The sequence below is a fragment of the Metapseudomonas boanensis genome, assembly GCF_018704125.1.
GTDB classification, from domain to species: Bacteria; Pseudomonadota; Gammaproteobacteria; order Pseudomonadales; family Pseudomonadaceae; genus Metapseudomonas; species Metapseudomonas boanensis.
Genome location: NZ_JAGTIS010000014.1, coordinates 112,703 through 136,019, shown reverse-complemented (window position 1 = coordinate 136,019; position 23,317 = coordinate 112,703). Strand labels below are relative to the sequence as shown.

General features: G+C 62.5%; 23 protein-coding genes and 1 pseudogene. 16 read left to right on the top strand and 8 right to left on the bottom strand.

Annotation, left to right across the window (positions count from 1 at the left end; genetic code table 11):
- From J7302_RS21400 to J7302_RS21390, 3 genes and pseudogenes are all read left to right on the top strand, one after another.
- Nucleotides 1–158, top strand: a pseudogene (locus tag J7302_RS21400) (4-hydroxy-2-oxovalerate aldolase); the annotation flags it as partial.
- A 155-nt stretch (nucleotides 159–313) separates the two neighbouring features.
- The gene (gene mhpT / locus J7302_RS21395) at nucleotides 314–1,528 is read left to right on the top strand and encodes a 3-(3-hydroxy-phenyl)propionate transporter MhpT (RefSeq protein WP_215379361.1); all 1,215 of its coding nucleotides are present in this window, start codon (nucleotides 314–316) and stop codon (nucleotides 1,526–1,528) included.
- Between the two features lie 102 nt (nucleotides 1,529–1,630).
- Nucleotides 1,631–2,872: an OprD family porin gene (locus tag J7302_RS21390; protein WP_215379359.1), complete on the top strand. Its 1,242-nt coding sequence runs from the start codon at nucleotides 1,631–1,633 to the stop codon at nucleotides 2,870–2,872.
- A 91-nt stretch (nucleotides 2,873–2,963) separates the two neighbouring features.
- Here J7302_RS21390 and J7302_RS21385 read toward each other — a convergent pair whose 3' ends face one another.
- The 3 genes from J7302_RS21385 to J7302_RS21375 form a co-directional block, all read right to left on the bottom strand.
- A complete protein-coding gene (locus J7302_RS21385) occupies nucleotides 2,964–3,710 on the bottom strand; it encodes a GntR family transcriptional regulator (protein WP_251702183.1) in 747 nt (248 codons plus the stop codon).
- 86 nt (nucleotides 3,711–3,796) lie between these two features.
- Nucleotides 3,797–4,495: a FadR/GntR family transcriptional regulator gene (locus tag J7302_RS21380; RefSeq protein WP_215379356.1), complete on the bottom strand. Its 699-nt coding sequence runs from the start codon at nucleotides 4,493–4,495 to the stop codon at nucleotides 3,797–3,799.
- Nucleotides 4,496–4,608: 113 nt separating this feature from the next.
- Nucleotides 4,609–5,958, bottom strand: coding sequence for a C4-dicarboxylate transporter DctA (locus J7302_RS21375; RefSeq protein ID WP_215379352.1), 1,350 nt, complete (start codon nucleotides 5,956–5,958; stop codon nucleotides 4,609–4,611).
- Nucleotides 5,959–6,259: 301 nt separating this feature from the next.
- Between J7302_RS21375 and mprF the strand changes: the two genes are divergently transcribed.
- From mprF to J7302_RS21360, 3 genes are all read left to right on the top strand, one after another.
- Entirely contained in the window at nucleotides 6,260–8,917 is a 2,658-nt protein-coding gene (mprF, locus tag J7302_RS21370) for a bifunctional lysylphosphatidylglycerol flippase/synthetase MprF (protein WP_215379348.1), read from the top strand.
- Between the two features lie 7 nt (nucleotides 8,918–8,924).
- Nucleotides 8,925–10,181 (top strand): virulence factor family protein, encoded by a 1,257-nt coding sequence (locus J7302_RS21365; RefSeq protein WP_215379344.1) that lies wholly within the window; start codon nucleotides 8,925–8,927, stop codon nucleotides 10,179–10,181.
- Between the two features lie 90 nt (nucleotides 10,182–10,271).
- Nucleotides 10,272–10,820: a cytochrome b gene (locus tag J7302_RS21360; protein ID WP_215379341.1), complete on the top strand. Its 549-nt coding sequence runs from the start codon at nucleotides 10,272–10,274 to the stop codon at nucleotides 10,818–10,820.
- Between the two features lie 113 nt (nucleotides 10,821–10,933).
- Here the strand turns inward: J7302_RS21360 and J7302_RS21355 are convergent, their stop codons facing one another.
- Nucleotides 10,934–12,781 carry a potassium transporter Kup gene (locus J7302_RS21355; protein WP_394359104.1) on the bottom strand — a complete coding sequence of 616 codons (1,848 nt, stop codon included), beginning with the start codon at nucleotides 12,779–12,781 and terminating at the stop codon, nucleotides 10,934–10,936.
- Nucleotides 12,782–13,043: 262 nt separating this feature from the next.
- On the opposite strand from J7302_RS21355, the gene rimO reads away from it, so the two are divergent.
- The 8 genes from rimO (at nucleotide 13,044) to tsaA (ending at nucleotide 19,516) form a co-directional block, all read left to right on the top strand.
- Nucleotides 13,044–14,369 carry a 30S ribosomal protein S12 methylthiotransferase RimO gene (gene rimO / locus J7302_RS21350; RefSeq protein WP_215379335.1) on the top strand — a complete coding sequence of 442 codons (1,326 nt, stop codon included), beginning with the start codon at nucleotides 13,044–13,046 and terminating at the stop codon, nucleotides 14,367–14,369.
- Nucleotides 14,370–15,085: 716 nt separating this feature from the next.
- Entirely contained in the window at nucleotides 15,086–15,454 is a 369-nt protein-coding gene (locus tag J7302_RS21345) for a thiol-disulfide oxidoreductase DCC family protein (protein WP_215379332.1), read from the top strand.
- 64 nt (nucleotides 15,455–15,518) lie between these two features.
- Nucleotides 15,519–16,151, top strand: coding sequence for a glutathione S-transferase family protein (locus tag J7302_RS21340; protein ID WP_215379329.1), 633 nt, complete (start codon nucleotides 15,519–15,521; stop codon nucleotides 16,149–16,151).
- Nucleotides 16,152–16,253: 102 nt separating this feature from the next.
- Nucleotides 16,254–17,024 carry an SDR family oxidoreductase gene (locus J7302_RS21335; protein ID WP_215379326.1) on the top strand — a complete coding sequence of 257 codons (771 nt, stop codon included), beginning with the start codon at nucleotides 16,254–16,256 and terminating at the stop codon, nucleotides 17,022–17,024.
- A 97-nt stretch (nucleotides 17,025–17,121) separates the two neighbouring features.
- Nucleotides 17,122–17,757 (top strand): DUF1326 domain-containing protein, encoded by a 636-nt coding sequence (locus J7302_RS21330; protein ID WP_215379321.1) that lies wholly within the window; start codon nucleotides 17,122–17,124, stop codon nucleotides 17,755–17,757.
- A gap of 2 nt (nucleotides 17,758–17,759) precedes the next feature.
- On the top strand, nucleotides 17,760–18,554 hold the full coding sequence (locus J7302_RS21325) for a DUF2182 domain-containing protein (RefSeq protein ID WP_349814469.1): 795 nt from the start codon (nucleotides 17,760–17,762) through the stop codon (nucleotides 18,552–18,554).
- Nucleotides 18,555–18,624: 70 nt separating this feature from the next.
- Nucleotides 18,625–18,810, top strand: a complete 186-nt coding sequence (locus tag J7302_RS21320; RefSeq protein ID WP_215379317.1) for a hypothetical protein — start codon at nucleotides 18,625–18,627, stop codon at nucleotides 18,808–18,810.
- Between the two features lie 13 nt (nucleotides 18,811–18,823).
- On the top strand, nucleotides 18,824–19,516 hold the full coding sequence (gene tsaA / locus J7302_RS21315; RefSeq protein ID WP_215379314.1) for a tRNA (N6-threonylcarbamoyladenosine(37)-N6)-methyltransferase TrmO: 693 nt from the start codon (nucleotides 18,824–18,826) through the stop codon (nucleotides 19,514–19,516).
- Here the strand turns inward: tsaA and J7302_RS21310 are convergent.
- Complete coding sequence (locus tag J7302_RS21310; protein WP_215379311.1) at nucleotides 19,513–19,815, bottom strand: putative quinol monooxygenase; 303 nt, start codon at nucleotides 19,813–19,815, stop codon at nucleotides 19,513–19,515. The two genes, tsaA and J7302_RS21310, sit on opposite strands and share 4 nt — an antisense overlap.
- Nucleotides 19,816–19,875: 60 nt before the next feature.
- Here J7302_RS21310 and J7302_RS21305 point away from each other — a divergent pair, with 60 nt between their 5' ends.
- On the top strand, nucleotides 19,876–20,289 hold the full coding sequence (locus J7302_RS21305) for a VOC family protein (protein WP_215379309.1): 414 nt from the start codon (nucleotides 19,876–19,878) through the stop codon (nucleotides 20,287–20,289).
- Between the two features lie 68 nt (nucleotides 20,290–20,357).
- Here J7302_RS21305 and fpr read toward each other — a convergent pair whose 3' ends face one another.
- A complete protein-coding gene (gene fpr, locus J7302_RS21300) occupies nucleotides 20,358–21,137 on the bottom strand; it encodes a ferredoxin-NADP reductase (RefSeq protein WP_215379306.1) in 780 nt (259 codons plus the stop codon).
- A 124-nt stretch (nucleotides 21,138–21,261) separates the two neighbouring features.
- Here fpr and J7302_RS21295 point away from each other — a divergent pair, with 124 nt between their 5' ends.
- Complete coding sequence (locus tag J7302_RS21295) at nucleotides 21,262–22,188, top strand: LysR family transcriptional regulator (RefSeq protein WP_215379304.1); 927 nt, start codon at nucleotides 21,262–21,264, stop codon at nucleotides 22,186–22,188.
- Nucleotides 22,189–22,209: 21 nt separating this feature from the next.
- Here J7302_RS21295 and J7302_RS21290 read toward each other — a convergent pair whose 3' ends face one another.
- Complete coding sequence (locus J7302_RS21290) at nucleotides 22,210–22,575, bottom strand: diacylglycerol kinase (RefSeq protein ID WP_215379301.1); 366 nt, start codon at nucleotides 22,573–22,575, stop codon at nucleotides 22,210–22,212.
- Between the two features lie 72 nt (nucleotides 22,576–22,647).
- Entirely contained in the window at nucleotides 22,648–23,298 is a 651-nt protein-coding gene (gene erdR / locus J7302_RS21285; RefSeq protein ID WP_215379297.1) for a response regulator transcription factor ErdR, read from the bottom strand.
- Nucleotides 23,299–23,317: the final 19 nt, after the last annotated feature.

Sequence of the window (23,317 nt, the reverse complement as noted above, 5' to 3'; positions counted from 1 at the left end):
ACTCCAGCTTCCTGCGCCATGCCGAGGTGGCCGCGGCCAAGTACGGGCTGAAGACCCTCGACATTCTCGTCGAGCTGGGCCGCCGCCGCATGGTCGGCGGCCAGGAAGACATGATCGTCGACGTGGCCCTGGACCTGCTGGCTGCAAGCCGCGCCTGATCACCGTTCCTGTGGGAGCGATTTCAATCGCCAAGCAGACCGCAGGTCTGCCTGGCGAGGCCTGAAGGAGGCGACTGTGCTGCCCCTCAGTGAATGAATTCGCCCTCCACAAAACACCATTACTCCCTACAAGAACAATACGGGTGCCTTGAATCATGATCGGAATTTCTGTCCACAACTCGCGCCGGATGATCACCACCATCGCACTCTGCTTCCTGGTGGCCTTGATGGAAGGCTTGGACCTGCAGGCTGCCGGCATCGCCGCACCGGGCATGGCCGTCGCTTTCGGCCTGGAAAAGATGCACATGGGCTGGGTATTCAGCGCCGGGATTCTCGGCCTGCTACCCGGGGCCTTTGCCGGCGGCTGGCTGGCCGACCGGATTGGTCGCAAGCGTGTGCTGATGGGCTCGGTCGCCCTGTTCGGTCTGTTCTCGCTCGCCACTGCCCAGGCCTGGGATTTTACCAGCCTGGTCGGCGCCCGCTTTTTTACCGGCGTGGGCCTGGGTGCGGCCCTGCCCAACCTCATCGCCCTGACCTCGGAAGCCGCCGGGCCACGTCTGCGCGGTACCGCAGTGAGCATGATGTATTGCGGCGTGCCGCTCGGCGCCGCACTGGCCGCATGCATCGGCATCGCCGTTTTCTCGGCTGGTTGGCAGGTGGTGTTCTACGTCGGCGGCCTGGTGCCGCTGCTGATCGTGCCGCTGCTCGGCATCTACCTGCCGGAATCCGAAGCCTTCCGCGAGCGCCAGTGCCAGGCTGACTCGGCCCATACGTCTATCGTCCAGGGCCTGCTCCGCGATGGCGCAGCGCTGCCGACCCTGCTGCTGTGGACCAGCTATTTCTTCACCCTGATGGTGGTCTACATGCTGATCAACTGGTTGCCGAGCCTCCTGGTCGGCCAAGGCTTCAGCAGCCCCCAGGCAAGCTGGGTGATGTTCGCCCTGCAGATCGGCGCCGCCGTCGGCACGCTACTGCTCGGCGCGCTAATGGATCGCCTACCGCCCTTGGCGATGGCCGCGCTGATCTACCTCGGCATGCTCGCCTCGCTGGCCGCACTCGGCGTGTCCAGCCAACTGGAAAGCATGCTGCTGGCGGGCTTCGTCGCGGGGCTGTTCGCCACCGGCGGACAATCGGTCCTCTATGCGCTGGCACCATTGTTCTACCGCACCGAGGTGCGCGCCACCGGCGTCGGCACTGCCGTGGCGGTTGGTCGCCTGGGCGCGATGAGCGGGCCGCTGGTGGCCGGCAAGATGCTCGCCCTGGGCACCGGCACTGCCGGCGTGATGCTGGCTTCCGGTCCCGGCATCGTGGTCGCGTGCGTCGCCGTGTTCTACCTGCTCGGCCGCAGCCGCAAATCGCAGCACGCCTGATCGAAGGACGCCCCACCAACCCGGCGGGGCCTGCAATTCCCCATGTCGCAAGGGCTCGCATGAGCGGTGAGTCCTAGAACAAGAACAACAGGTGATTCCCTCATGAACATCCGCGTTTTCCTCGCGGCGGGCGTCCTGCTGCACGCAGGAAGCTCCCTCGCCGACCTGATCGACGACAGCAGCGCCAGCCTCGCCCTGCGCAACTATTACTACGACCGGGATTTCCGCAGTGGGCCCGGCCAATCCCAAGCCCAGGAGTGGGCCCAGGGTTTCACCTTCCGTCTGGATTCCGGCTTCACGGAAGGGCCGGTAGGGTTCGGTGTCAACCTGCTGGGCATGACTGGCGTCAAGCTCGACTCCAGCCCGGACCGCACCGGCACGGGCCTGCTGCCCTTCGACCCGGCCACCCGCGAGCCCGCCGACGAGTACAGCAAACTGGGTGCTGCCGCAAAGCTCCGCATCGGGGCCAGCGAACTCCATATGGGCACCTTGCAACCCTTGCTGCCGGTAATCCTCGCCGTGCCGTCGCGCCTCTTCCCGCCGACCTTTCGCGGCGCCTACCTACGTTCCAATGAGATCGAAGGCCTGACCTTGCACGCCGGGCATATGGACCGCATCACCCAGCGCAATTCCACCAACCAGGAGCCGATGCGCATCAGCAGCCCGAATCGGCGTTTCGATGCCGGCGCGGAGTCCGACAGTTTCAGCTTCGCTGGTGCCGATTACCGCTTCAGCGACAACCTCAACGGCAGCTACTACTACGCTCAGCTGGATGACCTCTATCAGCAACATTATCTAGGGCTGGCGCATTACCTGCCGCTGGGTGACGGCAAGCTCAAGAGCGACCTGCGCTTCTTCGACAGCCGCGAGGACGGCGCCGCCAAAGCCGGCCCGGTGGACAATCGCACCTACAACGCGATGTTCACCTACCAGCTGAAAGCCCACTCACTGGGGCTGGGCTACATGCAGCTCAGTGGTGACACCGCCCTGCCCTACCTGGCCGGCACCGATGTGAACGTAAATACCGAGGGGGCGTTGGTCTCCGAGTTCGTGAACCCGAGCGAGCGCGTCTGGCAGGTACGCTACGACTACGACTTCGCTGCGCTGGGCATCCCCGGCCTGCGCGGGATGTGGCGCTATATCAAGGGCGACGACATCGACCTGCCCGGCGCCAACGCGTCGGCCAAGGAGCGCGAGCGCGACATCGAACTGGCCTATGTGGTGCAGAGCGGAGACCTCAAGGGACTTGGCATACGTGTCCGGCAAGGTGCCTATCGCAATGACTTCTCGCGGGATGTAGACGAAACCCGGATCACCCTGGATTACACAATCAAGCTCTGGTGAGAACGCCGATTACCGGGCTCGTTCCGCCAGCAAAAAGGCCACTCCCCTGAGTGGCCTCTTTTCACCCACGCCGGGGCTGCACGCCCTGCTATCAGCGGGACCAGGCCAGGCCGAGCCTGCCCTTGAACGCCGCGCGCAAGTCCGTGGTCGGCGGCGGCACGAAGCGTTGCTTGTCGAACACGCCATTGAGATGGCGCACCAGCAGCTCGACTGCTGTCCCGACATCCCCTTCCTCCAGAGCCTCCAGCAACTCGAGGTGCTCCTCACAGGTGGCCGCCGAGTAGACCTCGCTGCGGTTCAGGGCAACGCATAACGACGCACGAGACAGCAAGTTTCGCAAGAACTTCAGCAGCAGCGGATTACCGGCGAACTCCGCAAGCCGCATATGGAAACCTGCTACCCGTTCGATCAGCCCGGCGCGGTCACCCGCGGCCAGACAGGCGCGCTCCTCCGCCACCCGCTCGCGCAGCTCGGTGAGACGATCGCTCGTCAGGCGCCCACAGACCAGACGCAACACTTCGGTTTCGACCAGGATCCGCGCTTCCAGCACCTGCCGGGCCTGGTGCCCGCATGGGCGCGCCACCATCGCGACCTGACTTGCCTGCATGGACACCGCGCCTTCGTCAGCCAAGCGACTCAGCGCCCGCTGGATGGTCGAAGCGCTGACCTGGAATATCCGCCCGAGCGTCTGCTTGTTGAGGGGTGTGGCTGGCGCCAGGCGTTTCTCCAGGATGGCCGTGTAGATGCTTTCATAGACGAAACGGCTGGAACCTCGTACTTCGGCCGGCTCTGCCGGCATTGCAGTTGCCCCTGGGGCAATCGCGTTTATTGCATTCATGATCACACCTGCCAAATCGTGATGTATCGATTCAGGAGATTCGTTGCACGTCTGCCGAGCTGCCAAGCATCGGCGAACCGGGCGGACTAGCGGCCGGCATCGGGAGGCAAACGCAGGTTGATATTCAACCGCACACCCTCGTTGAGGATGTGTTGCCGCATCGCCCTACTGGCCAGTTCGCTGTCGTGATGGCGGATGGCGCGCAGAATCGCTTCGTGTTCCTCGAGGATCTCTTCCGCGTGTTCGGTCTTGGGCATCGTCAGCAGATCGCTCTGCTCGAGCGCATTGCCGATCTGGCTGGAAACGCTGAGGAAGATCGGGTTCGAGGTGAGCGCCACCAGTTGCCGGTGGAATGCCGTGTAGGCACTGGCCAGGGCGGTTGGATTGCCATCCTCGACGGCCTCGCGCATATCCAGCAACAGCAGACGCAGTTGGCTCAAGTCATTGGTAGCGACGGTCTGCGCCACCAACCCCGCAATGAAGGGCTCCAATGCATAGCGAAGCTGCAGGATGTCCTCCAGCGTCGCCCCGGTTTCCGCCCGCACCCCGCGCAATCCGGTGGCCTTGCGCTCCAGGACCATCACGCCCTTGCCGGGCAGCGAGCGAAGAACCCCGAGAGTTTCCAGGACCGTGATGGCCTCACGCAGACTGGGGCGACTGATCTCCAGCCGCTCAGCCAGTTCGCGCTGTCCAGGCAGCATCTGCCCGACCACCCAGTGGCCCTGCTCGATGGTTTCCAGCAGTTTCTTGACGACGGAATCGACCAGCTTTGAAGAAGAGAACATTGGCCCTCCCTAATCTGAAGTGTGCTTGGTGCGGTAGTAGCCTCTCGGAGGATCGCTTTCGCCACTCCTCCACCCCTTTGGAAGGATGAGAACAGACGGAATCAGCACTGTCATCAGCGTCCGACCTCACCCTCTCCCACCACCGGCACGCCGGCACGCACTTGCCCGTTGCCCGGCGCAGAAGACACGCGGCTAGCTTCAAGCGTTGCCCGTGCACGGGTGATGTCGATGTCATTCTCCCAGCGAGCGATGGTCACCGTGGCGATGCAGTTGCCGATCAGGTTGGTCAGCGCGCGCCCGATCCCCATGAACCAGTCGACCGACAGGACCAGCACCAGACCGGCGGCGGGGATGGCTGGGACTGCGGTAAGGGTGGCGGCGAGGATGACCAGCGCCGAGCCCGGAATGCCGTGGGCGCCTTTGGAAGTGACCAGGGACACCAGAAGGATGGTGATCAGGTCGCTCATCGCCAGAGGAGTACCGGTGGCGTGGGCGATGAAGACGACTGCCAGCGTGAGGTAGATGGAAAAGCCGTCAAGGTTGAACGAGTAGCCAGTGGGGATGACCAGGCCGACAGTCGAGCTGCGAATGCCCATGTTCTCCAGCTTGCGCATGACCTGGGGCAGCACGGCATCGGAGGAGGCGGTTCCGACGACGATCAGCAACTCCTCACGGAAGTAGCGCAGGAAGGGCATCAGACGGATACCGCACAGACGCAGTACGGTACCCAGGATCACCACCACGAACAGGATGCAGGTGAGATAGAACACCGCTACCAGTGCACCCAGGTGACTGAGCGACTCGATGCCGTACTTGCTGGTGGTAAAGGCCACCGCGCCGAATACGCCGATAGGGGCCAGGCGCACGATCATGCCCATGATGCGGAAAATCACATGGCTGAATTCGTTGATCAGCTTCGCGACACCGCTGGCCTGCTCGCCAACGAGGTTCAGCGCACTGCCGAACAGGATTGAGAACAGCAGCACCTGAAGAATGTCGTTCTGCGCAAACGCGCTGAACGCCGATGTCGGAATCAGCCCCATGAGGAACGAAACCGGCCCATGAATAGCCTGGACACTGCCGCTGTAGGCGGAAGCATCACCGGCGGCCAATTCGTTCAGGTCAATGGCGGCACCTGACCCCAGCCCCGAGCCGTAGGCGACCAGCAGGCCAAGGACCAGCGCGATTGTCGTCAGGACCTCGAAGTAGATGACCGACTTCAGCCCGATACGCCCGACCTTCTTGAGGTCGCCGGCCCCGGAAATTCCGTTGACAACCACGCAGAAGACGATCAGCGCGATCAGCATCTTGATCAGCTTGATGAAGCCGTCACCGAGGGGTTTCAGCTGGGAGGAGAGTTCGGGAAAGCTGACGCCGCACAACACGCCAACCACGAGGCCAATCACGACTTGCAGGAATATCGAGCGGGAGCAGAGCTTGATAAGCATTGCGGGGGTCTCCATTCGGTATCGTCGCCCATCCCCACGAACCTGGCGGTGTGGGCGAACGCTTAATTGTTGTGGTATTACCGGTCAGACCAGTACAGCCTATGCGCAACCTTCGCCCGCTGGCAAGCCCCCAGGGAAAGACATGACGACGAGTGGATCCACTGGCCGGCAATCCATCTGGAATGTCTGCCGCCTGAAATCCGCAACCGCCGAACTGCCCTGCTCGCAACCTTGTTGAAGAAAAAAATCCAATCCAAGGCTTGGAACTGGTTGCAATCGCCCACACTCAGAGGCGCACATTGCATAGAGGTGCTCGATGCGCGCCAACACTCCGCCCGCAGACATTTCCCCCGCTCTTGATGGCAACGGCCAATCGGTCGAGGAGTCCGCCCCACTTCGCTGGCTCGACCGCATTACGGCCTACCGCCAGTGGATTGTTCTCGGCTTCACCTTCCTGGTTTTCATCCTCGGCCTGCTGGCCTGCTGGCACCTGCTTCGCGAGCTGGATCCGAATGCGCTGCGCGCTGCCGTACACGATGTACCAACCGGTAGCCTGCTCGCCGCGCTGGGCGCCACCTTGCTCAGCTACATCACTTACGTGGGATATGAGTGGTCTGGCTGCCGCTTCGCCGGGGTGCACTTGCCACTCCAACGTATGGCGCTCGGCAGCTGCTGCGCCGCTGGCATCGGCAATGCCGTGGGCCTGTCGATGCTGACCGGCGGCTCGGTGCGTTTCCGGCTCTACAGCCGCGATAACCTGGGTGCAGCGGATATTGCTCGCATCACCCTCTTCGCCAGCCTGGCGCTGGGCTCGGCCCTCCCCCTTCTCGCTGCGTTGGCAGCCCTGAGCGATCCTGCCGCCGCATCCCGAGCGCTTGGCCTGCCCGTGGTCCTGGTGACCGGTCTGGCCGGTGTGGTGCTGGCAATAGGCGCCGTCTTGGTTCTGCTCCTGGCCCGAATGCGCCAGCCGAAGGCGCCTGCGCCTGGCTGTATTGATATTCGTCTCGGCAACCGCAGCGTTCGCTTGCCTGGCCTCAGGCTGTCGTTGCTACAGCTGCTGATCACACTGGTGGATGTCTGTGCAGCCGCCAGCGTGCTCTATGTGCTGCTGCCTGAGGCTCCGGCACTGGGCGCCTTCCTGCTGGTTTATCTACTGGCACTGGCCGCGGGCGTACTCAGTCATGTGCCCGGCGGGGTCGGAGTGTTCGAGGCTGTACTGCTGGCCGCGTTCTCCGGCCAGTTGGGCGCTGCGCCGCTGGCTGCCGCCCTGGTGCTGTATCGCCTGATCTACGTCGGTCTGCCCCTGGTGCTGGCTTGCGTGGTGCTGCTGCTCAACGAGGCGCAGCGCTTTTTTCCTGCCGGCCGCCAGGCATTGCGGATGGCCTCTGGCCTGGCGGCACCGGTGCTGTCGTTGATGGTGTTCCTCTCTGGTGTCGTACTGCTGTTCTCCGGCGTAACACCCGCCGTGGACACTCGCCTGGAGCACCTGAGTTTCCTCATCCCGCACCGGTTGATCGATGCCTCGCACCTCGCTGCCAGTCTGATCGGCGTACTTTGCCTGCTATTGGCCCACGGCCTTCGCCACCGTCTTTCGGCGGCCTGGGCGCTGACCGTGGTCCTGCTGCTCGGCGGTGCCGGACTTTCGCTGCTCAAGGGTTTCGACTGGGAGGAGGCTAGCCTCCTGAGCATCACGGCAGCCCTGCTGGCGATTTTCCGTGGCGCGTTCTACCGCCCCAGCCGGCTGCTCGAGATGCCCTTTTCGCCGCTCAACCTGGCGGCCAGTGCCTGTGTCATGGCCGCTGCCCTGTGGCTGATGTTCTTCGCGTACCAGGATGTGCCTTACAGCCACGAGCTGTGGTGGCAGTTCGAGGTGGACGGAGATGCGCCGCGAGCACTGCGTGCCTCCCTGGCCAGTGGACTGTTGCTGATTGGCGTTGTCCTCGCCTGGCTGTTGCGCCCGGTGCCTCCAACCATCCACGAACCCACTGATGAGGAGTTGTTGCGCGCCGCCGCAGTCGTGAAAGCGTCGGACCAGCCCGATGGCGGCCTGGTGCTGACCGGCGACAAGGCCCTGCTGTTCCATCCGCAGGACGACGCCTTCCTGATGTACGCCCGCCGCGGCCGCAGCCTGGTGGCACTGTTCGACCCCATCGGCCCGGCCACCCGTCGCGCCGAACTGATCTGGCAGTTCCGTGACTTGTGTGATTTCCACCATGCCCGGCCAGTGTTCTACCAGGTGCGTGCCGAGAACCTGCCCTACTACATGGATATCGGCCTGACTGCCCTGAAGCTCGGTGAAGAAGCGCGAGTAGACCTCGCCCGCTTCGATCTCGAGGCCAAGCACAAGTCCATGAAAGACCTGCGCTATACCCTCAGTCGTGGCCAGAGAGATGGCCTCGGCCTGCAGATTTACGAAGCCGGCAGCGCACCGCTCGAGCAGCTCAAGGTTATTTCGGATGCCTGGATGAACAGCAAGCAAGGTCGCGAGAAAGGTTTTTCCCTCGGCCGCTTCGATCCGGATTACCTGCAACACTTCCGCATCGCCACCCTCCAGTTCGAGGGTAAGCCGGTGGCCTTCGCCAATTTGCTGGAGACCGAGGGCAACAGTATGGCCAGCATCGATCTGATGCGCGTTCACCCGCATGCGCCCAAGCTGACCATGGAATTCCTGATGCTCAGTTTGCTGCTGCATTACAAGCAGCTTGGCTATGCGCGCTTCAGCCTCGGCATGGTGCCGCTGGCCGGCCTCCAACCTCGTCGTGGCGCGCCCCTGGCCCAACGGCTGGGCGCCCTCATTTTCCGTCGCGGCGAACAGTTCTATAACTTTCAGGGACTGCGCCGCTTCAAGGAGAAATTCCAACCCGACTGGGAGCCACGCTACATGGCCGTGCCTGCCGGGCTCGACCCTCTGGTGGCACTGGCCGATACCGCAGCCCTGATTGCCGGCGGCTTCACCGGCCTGGTCAAACGTTGAGGTTTCCATGCTCAAACGCAACTGGCGGCGTCTGCTTCTGATCCTGATTCTCGTCCTCGTCGGCCTGGCCCTGTTGGTCTGGAGCCGTCCGACCCCACACGCCAAAGTGGAACACCTGATGCTGGCCGATGGCAGCCCAGCGACCCTGGCGAGTCCGTCCGGCCCGATCCAGCAACGTGTGGTGCTGCTCACGCCGACGGATCAGTGGCTGGCGGACCGTGACTTGCTGGCCCTGGCGCAAAGTGGCAATGCACAGCTGCTGCAGGTCAACCTTCCATCCCAGGACTGCGCTGCGCAACAGCAACGCTTCCAACAGGCTCAGCAGCAACTGGGGGCGCCTCCGACCCTGGTCGCGGGCATCGGCCCCGGCGCTACCTTTGCCTGGCGCTGGCTGGCGGGCCAGGTCGAGGACAGCGCCCGCGCGCTTTCCGTCGGTTTCAGCCTCAACCAACCAGACTGCCCGGCCTCGCTGCCAGAACGCGCGATGCATGGCCGCTGGAGCATTGCCTGGAACGACAATCCTGATGACGCCAGTGCGCGCTTCGCGCGCAGCCAGCCCAATGCGCAAACCCTGATCGGCGACTACGACACCGACCTTGCCCATTTGCTGCGCCAGCGCCTTGGAGTGCTGCTGCAAGGTCAGGGAGATGCCCTGCCGGTGATCGAGGTCCCATCCGCAACGCCCGCCGATACCGTCACATTGTTCTATTCGGGCGACGGCGGCTGGCGGGACCTCGACCGCGCGGTGGCGGCAGAGATGGCCAAGCGCGGCTACCCAGTCGTTGGCATCGATGCCCTGCGTTATTTCTGGCAGCACAAAAGCCCCGAGCAGGGCGCGGCGGACCTCAGTCGGCTGATGCAGGAATACCGCGAAAAATGGGGAGCCAAGCGCTTTGTCCTGGCGGGCTACTCGTTCGGCGCCGATGTGCTTCCGGCGTTCTACAACCGCCTGCCCAAGGCCGATCAGCAGCAGGTGGATGCGGTCCTGCTGCTGGCCCTGGCCCGAAGCGGCAGTTTCGAAATCGAGGTCCAGGGCTGGCTGGGCAAAGCTGGCCAGGAAGCCGCCACTGGCCCGGAACTCAGCCGCTTGCCATCCACGAAGGTCCTTTGCGTCTACGGCAGTGAGGAGTCGGCCGAAAGTGGCTGCACCCAACCTGGCGCCGTTGGGCAGATGTTGCAGCTGCCTGGTGGGCACCATTACGACGAGAACTATCCGGCATTGACCGAGAAGCTGCTGGCGGCTGTGGAGAAAATGCAACGATAGGTCGCGATCATTGACCCAGGTTCAGCCTGGCTTAAGGAAAGCTCCTTATTCTTCGGCGCAGCCTGAAAAGCCCCATAGAGAGGAACTCCAATGACCGTGAACAACTCGCCTTCCCGTTACGGGAGCCTGTCGATTGCCATGCACTGGCTGATGCTGCTGTTGATCGCAGCGGTCTACGCCTGCATCGAGCTGAAGGGCAATTTCCCCAAAGGCAGTGAGACCCGCGAACTGCTCAAGCAATGGCACTTCATGCTGGGCATGGCAGTATTCGCCATGGTATGGGTTCGCCTGATCGCCCGTTTTATCGCTCCGGCCCCGGCAATCTCCCCGGCACCTGCCGGTTGGCAGGAGTCCATGGCCAAAGTCATGCATCTGGCGCTGTACGTGCTGATGATCGGAGCCCCGTTCGCGGGCTGGCTGATCCTGAGCGCCGCCGGCAAGCCGATCCCCTTCTTCGGCCTCGAGTTGCCGCCACTGATCGACAAGAACCCGAACCTGGCTGGCCAGATCAAGGAGCTGCACGAACTGGCGGGCACCCTGGGCTACTGGCTGATCGGCCTGCACGCAGCCGCTGGACTGTTCCACCACTTTGTCAGCCGCGACAACACCCTGCTGCGGATGTTGCCTAGCCGGGATTGAGCGTAAGGATGGTGCTGCGTAGGTTGGGGCTGAGCGTAGCGAAGCCCAACCTGCTTTGAATCCGCCGGCCAACGCAGTGTGAGGTCTGCGGAACGCTCCCCCTCAAGGCCAACTCAAATCTCCACCTGCGTCCCCAACTCGATCACCCGATTGAGTGGCAGGTTGAAGAACCTCAGATTGCTGTTGGCATTCTTCAACAGGAAGGCGAATAGCGCCTCTCGCCACCGCGCCATGCCAATGCGTTTGGTGGGAATCACTGTCTCGCGACTGAGGAAATAGGTGGTGCGCATTGGGCTGAAATCCAGCTCGTTGAGGTGGCACAGCTTCAGTGCTGCCGGCACGTCCGGCTCCTCGATGAAGCCGAAGTGCAAGATCACCCGGAAGAAACCATCCCCATAGGCATCGACTTCAAAGCGCCGATCCGCTGCTACCCGAGGTGTGTCCTCGCTGGCAACAGTCAGCAGCACCACCTGCTCGTGCAATACCTGGTTATGCAGCAGGTTATGCAGCAACGCATGGGGTACGGCGTCAGGACGGGCCGTGAGAAACACGGCAGTACCCTGCACCCGGTGCGGCGGTTGCGCGCGGATGCTGCTGATGAACACAGGCAAGGGCAGAGCCGTTTCATCCAGCCGCTCGACCACGATCTGTTTGCCGCGCTTCCAGGTAGTCATCAGGACGAACAGGGCAATCCCCGCGATCACCGGGAAGGCACCGCCCTGGAGGATCTTCGGCACATTCGCCGCGAAGAACAGGCTGTCCACCAACAGAAAGCCCAGGAGCGCCGGAATGGCCAGCCAGACTGGAGTTTTCCACAGCAGCAGCATCACCGCCGATACCAGCAGGGTGGTGATCAGCATGGTGCCGGTCACCGCCACCCCGTAAGCCGCGGCCAACGCCCCGGATGACTCGAAGCCCAGCACCAGCAACACCACGCCGACCATCAATCCCCAGTTCACGCTACCGATGTAGATCTGCCCCTGCTCATGACTGGAGGTGTGCTGGACGAACATGCGCGGAATGTAGCCCAACTGCATGGCCTGGCGAGTCAGTGAAAATGCGCCGGAAATGACTGCCTGGGAGGCGATTACCGTGGCCAGGGTGGCCAGCGCCACCATCGGTAACAGGGCCCAGGTGGGCGCCAGCAGGTAGAACGGATTTCGCGCCGCCTCCGGAGCGGCGAGGATGGTCGCCCCCTGACCGAAATAGTTGAGCACCAGTCCCGGCAGCACCAGGAAGAACCAGGCTCGCGCGATGGGTTTTCGTCCGAAGTGGCCCATGTCGGCATAGAGCGCCTCGGCACCCGTCAGCGCCAGCACCACCGCCCCCAGGATGGCGACGCCCACTCCCGGATGGACGATGAAAAAGTGCACACACCAGTAAGGATTGAGCGCTTTGAGCACCTCAGGTTGCTGAAGGATGCCATGCACGCCCAACGCGCCAAGTACACCGAACCAGAGCACCATGACCGGCCCGAAGAGGATGCCGATTCGGGCGGTGCCGTGCTTCTGGATCAGAAACAGTCCCACGAGCACGATGAGTGACAACGGCACCACCCAGTGGCCGATGCCTTCGAACGCGATCTCCAGGCCTTCGATTGCGGAGAGCACCGAGATCGCCGGCGTAATCATGCTGTCGCCATAGAACAGCGCAGCGCCGAACAGCCCAAGCAGCACCAACACCAGCTTGAGGCGCGGATACGGATTGGCCGCCCGCTGTGCCAATGCGGTCAGCGCCATCACCCCACCTTCGCCGTCATTGTCCGCCCGCAGGATGAACAGCACGTACTTGATCGAAACCACCCAGATCAGCGACCAGAAGATAAGCGAGAGCACGCCGAGCACACCTTCGTGGTTGGCCTGAACGCCATAACCACCCGCGAACACCTCTCTCAGCGTGTACAAAGGGCTCGTCCCGATATCGCCGTAGACCACACCGGCGGCAGCTACCAGCAACTTCATTCCCGACGCGCCATGACTGGCCGGATGCTCCGCCGGTCGCAGGATGCCTTCGCCCATCAAGTTCTCCCTTCGGCCCACAGTCCGAGCGTGCTCCACAAGCCCACATCCGGCCCGAAGCGGCCATCAAAGCGCCGCCCTGCCTGAATTCCTACAGACTAGCCACCTCAAGGCTGATAATCAGGCTGGAAATGCCTTAAATCTGCCGTTAGAATTGCGCACTTTTTGATCAGAGGCGTCTCATCGGCGCCCCACGAGGTTAGCCATGTCCACCCCCTCCACGCCTAAAGTCGGCTTCGTTTCCCTGGGTTGCCCGAAAGCCCTGGTCGACTCCGAGCGCATCCTTACCCAACTGCGCATGGAAGGTTATGAGGTCGTGCCCACCTATCAGGATGCCGACGTAGTGGTGGTCAACACCTGTGGCTTCATCGACAGCGCCAAGGCCGAGTCCCTGGAAGTGATCGGCGAAGCCATCGCCGAAAACGGCAAGGTCATCGTCACCGGCTGCATGGGCGTGGAAGAGTCCGCCATCCGCGACGTGCACCCCGCCGTGCTGGCCGTGACCGGCCCGCAGCAATACGAGCAGGTGGTCACCGCCGTGCACGAAGTCGTGCCGCCGAAGACCGAGCACAACCCGCTGATCGACCTGGTACCGCCGCAGGGCGTAAAGCTCACCCCGCGCCATTACGCCTACCTGAAGATTTCCGAAGGCTGCAATCACAGCTGCAGCTTCTGCATCATCCCCTCCATGCGCGGCAAGCTGGTCAGCCGCCCGGTAGGTGAAGTGCTGAGCGAGGCCGAGCGCCTGGTCAAGGCCGGCGTCAAGGAACTGCTGGTCATCTCCCAGGACACCAGCGCCTATGGCGTGGATGTGAAGTACAAGACCGACTTCTGGAACGGCCAGCCGGTGAAGACCCGCATGCTGGAGATGTGCGAAGCGCTGTCGAAGATGGGTGTGTGGGTGCGCCTGCATTACGTCTACCCGTATCCGAATGTCGACGACGTGGTTCCCCTGATGGCTGAGGGCAAGCTGCTGCCGTACCTCGACATCCCCTTCCAGCACGCCAGCCCGAAAGTGCTCAAGGCCATGAAGCGCCCGGCCTTCGAGGACAAGACCCTGGCCCGCATCAAGAAGTGGCGCGAGATTTGCCCGGAGCTGACCATTCGCTCCACCTTCATCGTCGGTTTCCCCGGCGAGACTGAAGAAGACTTCCAGTACCTGCTCGACTGGCTGACCGAAGCCCAGCTGGACCGCGTCGGTTGCTTCCAATACTCCCCAGTCGACGGCGCTCCGGCCAACGACATGGGCCTTGAACCTGTGGCCGATGACGTCAAGCAGGAGCGTTGGGAGCGTTTCATGGCGCACCAGCAGGCAATCTCCGCTGCACGCCTGCAGCTGAAGGTTGGCAAGGAGATCGAGGTACTGATCGACGAGGTGGACGAACAAGGCGCCGTGGGCCGCTCCTGGGCCGATGCTCCGGAAATCGATGGCAACGTCTTCATCGATACCCAGGACGTGAAGCCCGGCGACAAGATCCGCGTACGCGTGACTGACGCCGATGAGTACGACCTCTGGGCCGAGCCGGTCTGAGTCGAATCAAGAGCCCCGCCGAAGCGGGGCTTTTTTCTGGTTCTTCGCAGAATCTGGGGGAAGAGCGAGTTGACAGTCGGGGAAGTGGGTAAATTGGCAGTCGCCAAACATCCCAACCCCCACCCCCTGCTGTCGCCGTGCATCCTATTGATCTTGCCCCTTTCTGGCCAGGCTACGAGGCCGTCGCCTGTCGCCAATCCACTCACGACACCCTGCTGATCAGTCTTGAACCCCAAACCGAGCGCTTCCCGATTTGCAGCCGCGTGCCAAACCCAACCTGTTGATCCACGAGCAGCAGCACATCCGCCAGGTGCGGGATCGTGACCTGCAGGATCAGCGCGTCCTGCTACAACTGCCGGTGCGTCGCGTCGACTGCCTGTACTGCGGACGCGTATCCGAGCGGATCGACTGTCTGGCGCCGGCTACCCGCCTTCCCCGGAAAGCAGCCTGCAACACCTCCTTGGCGGACTTGTCGGGCGGAGTGACATATCGAAGGCGCGCGAAACCTTGTAGGAGCCAGCTTGCTGGCGAATGGCGCATGTTCGCCAGCAAGCTGGCTCCTACAGAGAGAGTACCGGCTGTCCGGCTGTCAACTCGCCTCCCCCCCAGATTCCGCGATGAACCTTTTTTCTGCCCCTTGATTCATGCAGGCGTCGTAGGATGGTTCGGACGGCGTTCCGTTGAGCGCAGCGATACCCATACGGCGGAGCCGTGCCATGGCCACACCCAAGACTACGATCAAGGTCTTCTACGACGGAGCCTGCCCCCGCTGCATCGCCGACCGGCGCTGGTACGAGGGACTCGCTGACGCCAGCGAAGGCGTGGAGTGGGTGGACATCACCGGCCGGGAAGCGCAATTGCGCGTTATTGGCATCGATCCTTACCTGGCTCTGACCGAACTCCATGTACAGGACGAAGCGGGCCGCATCCACCGCGAACTGGACGCCTACATCCTCTTGCTGGCACGAGTGCCGAAATTCGCGCCGCTGGCCTGGCTGATTGGCCTGCCTGGCCTCCGGCCACTGCTTTCGCACCTGTACCGGCGCTGGGTGCTGCGTCGCCTGAAGCGCAGCGGCAGGCTCTAGAGAGCGGCACATCCAGCTTGCTGGACTAGACTCGCGTCAGGCTTTCTCCGACCGAGGCCGCGACATGACGCCCCAGAATCATCAGGTGACCCTCTACCACTGCCCCTACACCCGCTCATCCGGCGCCCTTGCCTTGCTGGAAGAACTTGGCGCGGACTACCAGTTGCATGTGATGAACATGAAGTCAGGGGACCAGCGCAAGCCCAAGTTCCTCGCCATAAACCCGATGGGTAAGGTGCCCACGATCACCCACGGTGACGCGGTCGTAACCGAGCAGGTTTCGGTCTACCTCTATCTTGCCGACCTCTACCCCGAAGCAGAGCTTGCGCCGCCTTTGGGCGACCCGTTACGTGGACCTTACCTGCGCTGGATGGTGTTCTACGGCACCTGCTTCGAGCCGGCTGTGGTCGATCGGGCGCAGAAGCGCATACCCGCTCCCGCCGCCACCTCGCCCTACGGTGACTTCGACACCATGCTCAAGACCCTTGTGGAGCAGTTGGAGAAAGGCCCCTGGATCCTTGGCGAACGCTTTACTGCCGCTGACGTGCTCTGGGGCAGTGCGTTGAACTGGACGACGCAGTTCGGGCTGATCCCGCAAATCCCGGTCATCAAGGACTACATCGCTCGCTTCATCCAGCGCCCAGGTTACGTCCGGGCGTTGGCCAAGGATGCCGAGCTGGCTGCCTCCCAGGCCTGAAATGACGGCAATGCCCTCGCATTCCGCGCCTCGATAATGCCCCCGCAGCGGCCTCACCGGGGCTAGGGTATGGCCTTCACCGGCTCAGCAACGAGGATCGTCATGCACCCCTATTTCAGCCTGCAAGGTCGCACAGCACTGGTTACCGGCGGTACCCGCGGGATCGGCCGGATGATCGCCCAAGGCCTCCTGGAGGCCGGCGCTCGTGTACTCATCTGCGCGCGCGATGGCGAGGCCTGTCGTGACATCGCCGCCGAATTGGCCACATTCGGCGAGTGCCATGGGCTGGCTGCAGACCTGTCCAGCGAAGATGGTGCCAAGGCACTCGCCCAGGCGCTCGGCGAGCGCATCGAACAGCTGGATATCCTGGTCAACAACGCCGGCACCACCTGGGGCGCGCCCCTGGAGAGCTATCCGGCCAAGGGCTGGGAAAAGGTCATGCAGCTCAACGTGACTTCGGTCTTCAGTTGCATCCAGCAATTGCTCCCGCTGCTGCGCAAGGCCGGAAGCGCTGCTTGCCCGGCACGGGTGATCAATATCGGTTCGGTAGCCGGCATCACTTCCCATGGCGAAGAAGCCTATGCCTATGGCCCGAGCAAGGCCGCATTGCACCAAGTGTCTCGCATGCTCGCCCGGGAGCTGGTAGCCGAGCACATCAACGTCAACGTGATCGCTCCCGGGCGCTTCCCGAGCAGGATGACCCGCTTCATTTCCAACGATGCGGACGCACTGGCCCGCGATACTGCGTTGATCCCCATGGGCCGCTGGGGTCGCGAGGAGGAGATGGCCGCGCTGGCCATCAGTCTGGCCAGCGCGGCAGGCGCGTACATGACCGGCAACATCATCCCGATCGACGGCGGCTTCCACCTCTGAACCCCCGGTCGGCCTCCCTCTTCGCCGCGCCACCTGTCTGCTAGCGTTAATAAACAGGACAACTGCTGCTTGGGCACATGCGGTGAGGAGGTGGGTCATGGCCATGGCTGACTGGCGCCTCGAGGGCGTCGAGTTCGCATCCTGTAATTGCAATTGGGGCTGCCCTTGCCAATTCAGCTCTCCACCCACGCACGGCAAGTGTGAAGCGGTGGTGAGCATGCGAATCGACAAGGGCCATTTCGAGAATGAAGTGCTCGACGGGCTGTGCTGGGTCGGCACCTTTGCTTGGCCGGGCGCCATCCACGAAGGCAATGGCCGCTGTCAGGTGTTCATTGAAGAGCGCGCAACCCCTGGGCAGCGCGCGGCACTGTTGACCATTCTCTCCGGAGCGGAGACCGTGCCGGGTGCTACGGTGTTCCAGGTCTTCGCCAGTACCTTGTCCGAAGTCCTCGAGCCTTGCTTCGTACCCATCGAAATCAAGATCGACATCCTTGAGCGCAAGGCGCACACACGAATCCCGGGCGTACTGGAAGTCACCGGCGAACCGATTCGCAATCCCGTGACCGGCGAACCGCAACGGGCGCGCCTGGTGCTGCCGGACGGCTTCGAATTCACCGAAGCGGAAATGGCCAGTGGCAGCTTCGATACGCAGGGTGGAATCAAGATCAGCTCGAAAGGCGGCCATGGCCACTTCGCCCGGCTTCACTTCACTGGACAGGGCGTGGTGCGCTGAAGGTGCCAGCCACCCCCACCCCGGCTGCGACCCCGAGAAAGTACGGGAGACAGTCGCTGCTGCTGGTCTCCCTACTGTCCGCCCTGACGTTGGTGGCGTGGCTCTTCCTGCTGGATCTCGCGCGGCGCATGACAGCTCCTGGCGGCATGCTGGAGATGGCCATGGAAGGCATGCCAATGCCTTGGACGATCCGCGACGCCGTGCTGATGTTTGCCATGTGGAGCATCATGATGGTCGGCATGATGCTGCCCAGCGCCACACCCATGTTCCTTCTCTACCAGCAGACCATTCGCAAGCGATTACCGACTGACCAGCGAAACCTGGCCTTGCTGCTGTTCTGTAGCGCCTATCTGCTGGTCTGGAGTGGGTTCAGCCTGCTGGCAACGCTCCTTCAATGGCTGCTTGACCAACAGGCCCTGCTCAGCATGGACATGCGCAGCCAGAGTCAGTGGCTGGGGACGGCATTCCTGTTGTGCGCAGGACTCTATCAATTCGTGCCAGCCAAACGGGCATGCCTGCGACATTGCCAGTCCCCGCTGCAGTTCCTGTTGGGTTACTGGCGCCCCGGCCCCTCTGGAGCGTGGCACATGGGTCTGGCCCACGGGCTGTACTGCCTCGGGTGTTGCTGGGCACTGATGGGGGTGCTGTTTGTCGTGGGCCTGATGAACCTGCTGTGGGTCGCCCTGATCGGCGCTTATGTGCTGCTGGAGAAGTACCTTCCAGTTGGGGCCTGGCTCAGTCGCATATCTGGGCTGTTTCTGGTGCTTTGGGGGCTTCTGGTCCTCCACAGCAGCTAGTTGCACGGCAACTTGCTGATAAGGCGCGCGGGCGCTAGGGTAGCCGCGCAACCGACCGGAATAGCTGCCCATGCGCCTCGCTCTGCTGACTGCCCTGCTGACCCTTTCCTGCCAGGGCTTCGCTGCACCTGCACCGTTCTTCCTCTGGCAGAGCAAGCTCGATGGCGCATTGAGCTGCGCCCAGACCAGCCCCGGCGATGGCTGGCTGCGCCGCGGCGGCCCGTTCCGAGATGCTGGCTGCCGTGCAGCCTACTGAATCCGGAGCCTATATGCAGCATACCGTCTCCCCCATCGGCGTCGTCCGCTCCTGCTTCAAGGAAAAGTTCGCCATCCCCCGCCAGCCACACCTGGCACCGGCCGCCCGTGGCGTGCTGGAGTTGGTGCCGCCATTCGATACCGGTGAGGCGGTTGCCGGGCTGGAACAGGTCAGCCACGTCTGGGTCTTGTTCCTTTTTCATCTAGCGCTGGAGGACAAGCCGCGACTCAAGGTTCGCCCGCCGCGCTTGGGCGGGAACCAGTCGATCGGGGTATTTGCCAGCCGCTCGACGCATCGGCCGAATGGCATCGGCCAGTCCGTCGTCAAGCTGGACAAGGTTGAGCCGAGCCGCCTCTGGATCTCCGGCATCGACCTGCTGGATGCTACCCCGGTGCTGGATATCAAGCCCTACGTGCCCTATGCGGACCGCCGGGACGAGGCGTTGAACGCGATTGCCGATGCTGCCCCAGAGCTGATCGATGTAGCCTGGGACGACGCCGCACTACTGCAGGCTCGCGAGCACGGTCAACGCCTCGGCGAACCGCTGGTAGCGCTGATCGAACAGTGCCTGGCGCAGGATCCACGCCCCGCCTACCAGAGGCCCGAGCCGTCACGCCGCTACGGCGCCCGCCTTTGGGACGTGGACGTACGCTGGCATTACCCACAACCCGACCTGATTCGCGTACTGGAAGTAGTGCAAGCCTAGCGCGTTGCGTTCAGCGCCAAGGCATTGGCCTCGATCGCCTCCTGCCTCAGGATCAACGGATTCACCAACGGACGGCTGGCAAGGAAATGCGGCGTTAGCATATGCGCCTCGAAAGCCGCCTCATCGGTGTAGACCTCGTAGAGCCAGACCAGGTCGGGATCGCTACGGTCTTGTAGCACGTCGAACACCAGGCAACCCGGCTCGTCGCGCACCGAAGCGGCAGCATTGATGCGCATGGCATCCATGAAATCATCCAGGCTGCCCGGCTTCAGCTGGGTCTTGAGTAGAAGGCAGTACACTTTGGAATCCTTTTTGTCTTATATTGATAGAGAATTGTATACAAAAATGGAGTTCAGCAAATGCCTACCCGTCCGGCCCGACTCAATGGCCTACGCCACGTCGCGATTCTGGTACCCAACCTGGAGGAGTGCGAACGCTTCTACGTGGATGTGCTGGGCATGGAGGTGCTCACCCGGGCCAACGAGGACCTGGTATACCTGACCTGCGGTAATGACAATCTGTCCCTCGGCCGCGCCTTTGTCCCCAGCAGCGGCGTGCAGGCCGTGGATCACTATGGTTTCGTCGTCGACAGCCTGGAAGACCTGGAGGCCTGGTACCACTACCTCAAGGGATCGGGCGTGACCATGCTCGACCGCCCTTTCGCCCATGGCGACGGCGCCCACAGTTTTCATGTGCTGGATCCAGCGGGAAACAAGATCCAGCCGATCTACCACCCCGCCATCTCCGGCCAGCGCTTCAGCTCACCGGTGTAGGCATCTTCCTGCAAAGCCAGAAACGACAAATCCCGCCAATTGGCGGGATTTGCTTTGTAGCTCGGCGTTTACTTCTCGACGAATGCACGCTCGATCAGGTAATCGCCTGGCTCGCGCATGCGCGGGGAGATTTTCAGGCCGAAGCTGTCGAGAACCTCGCTGGTTTCGTCGAGCATGCTCGGGCTACCGCAGATCATCGCACGGTCGTCCTGCGGGTTGATCGGCGGCAGGCCAATGTCTTCGAACAGCTTGCCGCTGCGCATCAGGTCGGTCAGTCGGCCCTGGTTCTCGAACGGCTCACGGGTCACGGTGGGGTAGTAGATCAGCTTGTCCTTGACCGCTTCACCGAAGAACTCGTTCTTCGGCAGGTGCTCGGTGATGAACTCGCGGTAAGCGACTTCGTTCACATAGCGCACGCCGTGGATCAGGATGACCTTCTCGAAGCGCTCATAGGTTTCCGGATCCTGGATCACGCTCATGAATGGGGCCAAGCCGGTACCCGTGCTCAGCAGGTAGAGGTGCTTGCCGGGATTCAGGTCGTCCAGCACCAAGGTGCCTGTGGGCTTCTTGCTGATGATGATCTCGTCGCCTTCCTTGAGGTGCTGCAACTGGGAGGTCAACGGGCCATCCGGCACCTTGATGCTGAAAAACTCCAGATGCTCTTCCCAGTTCGGACTGGCAATGGAGTAGGCGCGCATGAGCGGACGGCCATTGGACTGTTGCAGGCCGATCATGACGAACTGGCCATTTTCGAAGCGCAGGCCCGGGTCTCGGGTGCACTTGAAGCTGAACAGCGTGTCGTTCCAGTGATGAACGCTAAGGATGCGCTCGGAGTTCAGGTTGCTCATGTACGGGGGCTCCGAAGATTTTGAATTCGCCAGCGCCGCTCTGGCGCAATTGCGCGCTATTGTAGTGACCGCCACAATATCTGTTAACTGAATTATCAAGATATAGGTTATCGGTTATATAGATATGCGATTTACTCTCCGTCAGTTGCAGGTATTCGTCGCCGTCGCCCAGCAGGAAAGCGTATCCCGCGCGGCGGAATTGCTCTCGCTTTCACAGTCAGCCACGAGCACTTCCCTGACCGAGTTGGAGCGCCAATCCGGGTGCCAGCTCTTCGACAGGGCTGGCAAGCGGCTGAGCCTCAACGCACTGGGCCGGCAGCTGCTGCCGCAGGCCGTCGCGCTAATGGACCAGGCCCGGGAAATCGAGGATCTGCTCAATGGCAAGAGCGGGTTCGGCTCGCTGGACGTGGGCGCCACGCTGACGGTCGGCAATTACCTGGCCACCTTGCTCATCGGCAGCTTCATGCAGCGTCATCCCGAGTGCCAGGTCAGCTTGCACGTCCAGAACACCGCGCATATCGTCCAGCAGATCGCGCTGTACGAACTTGATCTGGGTCTAATCGAAGGCGACTGCCAGCATCCGGATATCGAGGTCCTGCCTTGGGTCGAGGATGAACTGGTGGTGTTCTGCGCACCTCAGCACCCTTTGGCGCAAAAAGGCCAGGCCAGCCTGGAAGAGCTCAGCCGCGAAGCCTGGATCCTGCGGGAAAGAGGATCAGGCACACGCCTGACCTTCGATCAGGCCATGCGCCACCACCCTACCCCGCTCAACATCCGTCTGGAGCTCGAACACACCGAAGCGATCAAACGCGCCGTGGAGTCAGGCCTGGGCATCAGCTGCATTTCCCGACTGGCCCTGCGCGATGCCTTCCGCCGGGGTAGCCTGGTCCCTGTGGAAACGCCCGGCATCGACCTGCGCCGACAGTTCTATTTCATCTGGCATCGCCAGAAATACCAGACGGCGGCCATGCGCGAATTCCTCGACCAGTGCCGGGCACTGACGGAAGGCGTGACACGCAGCGACGAGATCGTGCTGCCGACCATTGCTTGAACGTCTACCTGACGGTAGCCATCACCCCAGCAGGATGACGGCCCAGACGGTGGCAATCAGGGTAAGCGCGGTCAGTTGCGCGGCGCTGCCCATGTCCTTGGCATTCTTCGACAGGGGGTGCCGCTCCAGTGAAATACGGTCGATGGCCGCTTCCACCGCGGAGTTGAGCAACTCCACGATCAGCGCCAACAGGCAGACCGCGACCATCAGGGCGCGTTCCCCGCGACTCACGTCGAGAAAGAAGGACAGCGGGATCAGCACAATGTTGAGCAGCACCAGCTGACGGAATGCGGCTTCGCCCTGGAAGGCCGCGCGCAGGCCATCGAGGGAATAGCCCGCTGCGTTGAGGATACGTTTGAGGCCGGTCTGGCCTTTGAATGGCGACATAGTAAAAGGGGCTTGTTGAAGGAGCGCGAAGCCTAATCCAAGGCACTTAAAAAATCCGTGAAAAGCCCGCGCTCAAGCGGAGGGAATCGATTCCAACTGTTGCAGCAGCAGTGCAGCCTGGGTACGTGTCCGCACGCCGAGCTTGCGGAAGATCGCTGTTACATGCGCCTTGACCGTGGCTTCGGACACATGGAGTTCGAAGGCAATCTGCTTGTTCAGCAAACCCTCGCAGACCATGGTCAGCACCCGGAACTGCTGAGGGGTCAGGCTGGCCAGGCCTTCACTCGCAGCCTTGGCCTCGGCTGTCAGCGCTTGTGCTTCTTCAGCCTGGGGCGGCCACCAGGTGTCACCGTCGAGCACCGCCCGCACCGCCGTCTGGATGACCTCCAGCGAACTGGATTTGGGGATGAAACCACTGGCGCCAAATTCACGAGAGCGCGCGACTACGGCAGCCTCTTCCTGCGCCGAAATCATCACCACGGGGATCTGCGGATACTGCCCGCGCAGCAGCACCAGCCCGGAAAAGCCATAGGCGCCGGGCATGTTCAGGTCAAGCAGCACGAGATCCCAATCGGCGCGTTCTGCCAGGCGGGACTCGAGTTCCGCGATGCTCGCTGCTTCTACCAACCTGGCATCGGGCCCCAGGCCCAGCGTCAGCGCCTGTTGCAGGGCACTGCGGAATAGCGGGTGGTCATCGGCAATCAGGATTTCATATGAGGCCATGGGCATGTCCTTGTTGTAG